This is a genomic window from Actinophytocola sp., from assembly GCF_050699915.1.
Lineage (GTDB): Bacteria > Actinomycetota > Actinomycetes > Mycobacteriales > Pseudonocardiaceae > Actinophytocola.
Map to the genome: position 1 here is coordinate 1 of NZ_JBOHGA010000350.1, position 4,161 is coordinate 4,161.

Genomic DNA, 4,161 nt, shown 5'->3' on the forward strand with positions numbered 1-4,161 from the left:
CGCGAGGCCAGCGCGAGCAGCCAGCGCGCGGAGAGCCGGTCCGGCGCCCGCGCGGGGTCGGGCTGCACGGCGGCGAGCACGGCCGGGGAGATCACGTACGAGGCCGCGGTCGCCCGCAGGACCCGCTCGGTCATGTTGCCCTTGCGGCGCTCCTCGACCAGCTCGATCAGGCCGTGCCGCTCCAGCGCGCGCAGGTGGTAGTTGACCTTCTGCCTGGGCAGCCCGACCCGGCCGGCCAGCGTCGTCGCCGAGCCCGGCGAGGCCAGCTCGGCCAGCAACCTGCCCCGCATGGGGTCCAGGGAGACCTCGGCCGCTGCCGGGTCGTCGATCACCGCTACGTCGAACATGTCACAAGTCTGCGACCGACAATTCAAGTTGTCAAGACAAATTTTGTTGTCGGTGTCAGACTGGACGGCGTGCCAGCTAAGCGCAGTGCCGGGATCCTGCTGTTCCGCCAGGTCCCGGCCGGTGTCGAGGTGTTGTTGGGCCACATGGGCGGGCCGTTCTGGGCCAAGAAGGACGCGGCTGCCTGGACCGTGGTCAAGGGCGAGTACGAGCCGCCCGAGGAGCCGGCGGCGGCCGCGCGCCGCGAGTTCACCGAGGAACTGGGCCTGCCGGCGCCCGAGGGGGAGTACGTCGAGCTGGGCGAGGTCCGCCAGTCGGGCGGCAAGACCGTGACGGTGTGGGCGGTGGCGGGGGAGCTGGACCCGGCCGCCGTGGTGCCCGGGACGTTCGAGATGGAGTGGCCGCCGCGCTCGGGCCGGCGGCAGACCTTTCCCGAGCTGGACCGGGTCGAGTGGTTCGCGCTGGCCGACGCCGCGGAGAAGATCGTCAAGGGGCAACGTGCCTTCCTCGACCGGCTAGTCGAGCACCTGCCGGACCTCGATCATGCCGACGGCGGCCCAGGGGTGGGTTGACGCGACCCGCAGGGCCTCGTCGCGGTCGGCGCACTCGATGATCGTCAGGCCGCCCATCTGCTCCTTCGTCTCCGCGAACGGGCCGTCGGTGTGCAGGACCTCGCCACCGCGGACCCGAACCGTGCTCGCGGTGTCCGGCGGGTGCAGCCCCATCCCGCCGACCAGCAGCCCGCGCTCGGCCATCTCCTTCGACCACGCCGCGCAGCCCGGCAGGTCGTAGTCCTCGACGACCGTCGTGTCGGCGCCGAGCAGCAGCAGGAACCTCATGCCTTCTCCATCGTCTGCGGCAGGCCGAACGCGTCGAAGAGCGTGTTGTCGAACGTCGTGATCTCGGCGATCTGTCCGGCTTCGAATCGGAACACGTCGAGCTTGAAGGCCCGGTAGACCTCGTCGTCCGGCGCGCGCAGGTAGTTGGCCGCGGCGAGCTGGCGGTTCGCCGACGTGGGTACGAGCAGCCAGTCGCCGAGCGTGCCACCGAACGCGGCCTGGAGCAGCGGCGCGATCGACGGGATGCCGTCGTACACCCACGGGCGCGGCGGCATGGTGATCCGGATGTCGTCGCGCACGAGCTCGGTCAGCCCGACCGCGTCCCCGCGCTGGTGCGCGTCGATGTACCGGTCGAGCAGCGCCCGCTCGACCTCGGTCGGCTCGCCTGCGGTGTGCTCGTCGCGGGTCGGCAGCCGGGTGCGCAGCGTCGTGCGGGCCCGCTGCAGCGCGCTGTTCACCCCGGCGACCGTGGTGTCGAGCAGCTCCGCGGTCTGCTTCGCCGACCAGTCCGCCACGTCGCGCAGGATCAGGATCGCCCGCTGCTGGGCCGGCAGCAGCTGGATGGCGGCGAGGAAGGCCAGCTCGATCGTCTCCCGCGCGACGACCACGGCGTCCGGCTCGCCGTCGGCCGGCGCGGCCTGGTCGAGCAGCCGGTCCGGGTACGGCTGCAGCCAGGGGACCTCGGCGAACGAGTCGGCCTTCTCGACCAGGCGGCGCCTGCGCCGGATCACGTCGAGGCCGGCGTTCGTGGCGATCTTGTACAGCCAGGCGCGGAACCCGGTCCCGGCGAAGCGGTCGCGGGCCCGCCATGCGCGCACGAGCGTCTCCTGCACGACGTCCTCGGCGTCCTCGAAGTTGCCGAGCATGCGGTAGCAGTGGACGTGCAGCTCGTGGCGGTACCGCTCGGTGAGCCGGCCGAAGGCGTGCTCGTCGCCGGCCGTCGCGGCCGCGATCGCCGTCTCGTCGGTCGTCAGATCCGGCACGGGTCGATTCTGCCCGCCCGGTTCGCCCGGCGATGAGTTCGACGCGCACGCGCCGTCATACCGGGAGGATGGCGCGGACAGGGAGGGTGCGGTGGAGGAGCAGGCCGAGGTGGTGACCGCCGCGTGCGGCGGCGACGAGGCGGCGTTCGCGGAGCTGGCCGACCGCTACCGGCGCGAGCTGCAGGTGCACTGCTACCGGATGCTGGGGTCCGTTGAGGACGCTGAGGACCTGGTCCAGGAGACGTTCCTGCGGGCCTGGCGGCGGCGGGAGACCTACCAGGGCAGGGCGACGTTCCGGGCGTGGCTGTACAAGATCGCCACCAACGCGTGCCTCGACCTGCTGGACCGCCGGCCCGCGCCCGCGTTGCCGGTCGCCGCCGAGCCACCGGACGACCCGACCGCCGCGCCGCTGCCCGCGGTCGCCGTGCCGTGGCTGGTGCCGTGCCCGGACCACCTGCTCGACGAGGTCGTGGTGGCGCGGGAGACCGTCGAGCTGGCGTTCCTCGCCGCAGTCCAGCACCTGCCGCCCCGGCAGCGGGCCGTGCTGGTCCTGCGGGACGTGCTCGGCTGGCCGGCGAAGGAGACGGCCGGGCTGTTGGCGGCCACGGTCGCCGGCGTGAACAGCGCGCTGCAGCGCGCCCGCGAGACGATGCGCGCACAGCTGCCGCCGCGTCGGCTGGACTGGGTGGCCGCTCCGCCGACCGAACAGGAGCGTGCGGTCGTGCGGAGCTACATGTCCGCCCTGGAACGCGCCGACGACGCCGCGCTGGCCGAGCTGCTGCGTGTTGACGCCCGCTGCGGCCAGGCCCCGTGGGCCGGCGGCAACATGTCCGACGACCCGGTCTGGTACTCCGGCCGGGACATGCTGCTCGCCGGCTGGCAGCCGGTGCTGCACGGCCCGGACCGCCGCGAGTTCCGCTGCCTGGAGACGCTCGCCAACGGCCGCCCGGCGGTTGCCACGTACATCGGCCTGCCCGGCGGCGATGCGTTCGAGCCGTTCGGCCTGAGCGTGCTGCGGCTGGTGGACGGCGCGATCGCGGAGATCACCGTGTTCGGCGCGGAGCACTACCCGCGCTTCGGACTCCCGCCCGCGCTCTAGCCGTTGCGGGCGGACAGGAAGCGGGCGCGGGCGTCGGCGAGGTCGACGATCGGGGCCGGGTAGCCCCGGCGGTCGCCCGCCGGCAGGCGCCACGGTTCGTGTATCTCCTTGCCGTCCACATGGGACAGCTCGGGCACGTGGCGGCGGACGTACTCGCCGTCCGGGTCGTAGCGTTCGGCCTGCCGCAACGGGTTCAGCACCCGGTTGGGCCGGGTGTCCGTGCCGGTGCCGGCGACCCACTGCCAGTTGAGGCAGTTGTTCGCGACGTCGCCGTCGAGCAGCCAGTGGAAGAAGTGCGCGGCCCCGACCCGCCAGTCCACGTAGAGCGTCTTGGTGAGGAAGCTGCCGGTGATCAGCCGTGCCCGGTTGTGCATCCAGCCCTCGGCCCGCAGCTGCCGCATGCCGGCGTCGACGATCGGGATGCCGGTCTGCCCTTCCTGCCAGGCCTGCACGGCGTCGGCGTCGTCGCGCCAGCGGTCGCCGCGGGCGCGGTAGTCGCGGTGCGCGGCGGCGGGCCGTGCGGCGAGGACCTGGTGATGGAAGTCGCGCCACGCGAGCTGGCGCACGAATGCCTCCGCGCCCGCGGACCGGCCGGCCTCGCGGGCGAGCTCGATAGCGGACACGCAGCCCAGGTGCAGGTACGGCGAGAGCCGGGACGTGCGGTCGGCGGCGAGCGCGTCGTGCTGGTCGGCGTAGTCGCGCACGTCCGCGTCGAGCCAGCCCACCGCTCGCTCGCGCCCGGCCGTCTCACCGCCCGGACCCTTGACCCTCGGCACCGGACCGACCCGCAGCCGCGGCGGCAGCGCGATCCGCTCGGGGCTCGGTACCGGCCGCCGCCAGTGCGCGCCGAGCCACCGGCGGTGGTACGCGCCGAACACCGCGAAGTGGTCCCGGC

Annotated in this window: 6 protein-coding genes; 2 read left to right on the forward strand and 4 right to left on the reverse strand. The window is 73.5% G+C overall.

Annotated elements, in window-relative coordinates; all coding sequences use genetic code 11:
• The coding region (locus tag ACRDSK_RS32195) for an ArsR/SmtB family transcription factor (RefSeq protein ID WP_431445185.1) at window positions 1-347 on the reverse strand (347 nt) is incomplete at its 3' end.
• Window positions 348-416: 69 nt separating this feature from the next.
• Here ACRDSK_RS32195 and ACRDSK_RS32200 point away from each other — a divergent pair.
• Window positions 417-917, forward strand: a complete 501-nt coding sequence (locus tag ACRDSK_RS32200) for an NUDIX domain-containing protein (RefSeq protein WP_431445186.1) — start codon at window positions 417-419, stop codon at window positions 915-917.
• Here ACRDSK_RS32200 and ACRDSK_RS32205 read toward each other — a convergent pair.
• Window positions 861-1,184, reverse strand: a complete 324-nt coding sequence (locus tag ACRDSK_RS32205) for a YciI family protein (protein WP_431445187.1) — start codon at window positions 1,182-1,184, stop codon at window positions 861-863. The two genes, ACRDSK_RS32200 and ACRDSK_RS32205, sit on opposite strands and share 57 nt — an antisense overlap.
• Entirely contained in the window at window positions 1,181-2,167 is a 987-nt protein-coding gene (locus ACRDSK_RS32210; protein WP_431445188.1) for an RNA polymerase subunit sigma-70, read from the reverse strand. The genes ACRDSK_RS32205 and ACRDSK_RS32210 overlap by 4 nt, the downstream gene beginning before the upstream one ends.
• Window positions 2,168-2,258: 91 nt before the next feature.
• Here ACRDSK_RS32210 and ACRDSK_RS32215 point away from each other — a divergent pair, with 91 nt between their 5' ends.
• Window positions 2,259-3,266 (forward strand): RNA polymerase subunit sigma-70, encoded by a 1,008-nt coding sequence (locus tag ACRDSK_RS32215; protein ID WP_431445189.1) that lies wholly within the window; start codon window positions 2,259-2,261, stop codon window positions 3,264-3,266.
• Here the strand turns inward: ACRDSK_RS32215 and ACRDSK_RS32220 are convergent.
• The coding region (locus ACRDSK_RS32220) for a cryptochrome/photolyase family protein (protein ID WP_431445190.1) at window positions 3,263-4,161 on the reverse strand (899 nt) is incomplete at its 5' end. The genes ACRDSK_RS32215 and ACRDSK_RS32220 overlap by 4 nt on opposite strands.

Coding starts and splice junctions, on each gene's coding strand:
- ACRDSK_RS32205 (WP_431445187.1), bottom strand. CDS start 1,184: ATGAGGTTCCTGCTGCTGCTCGGCGCCGACACGACGGTCGTCGAGGAC.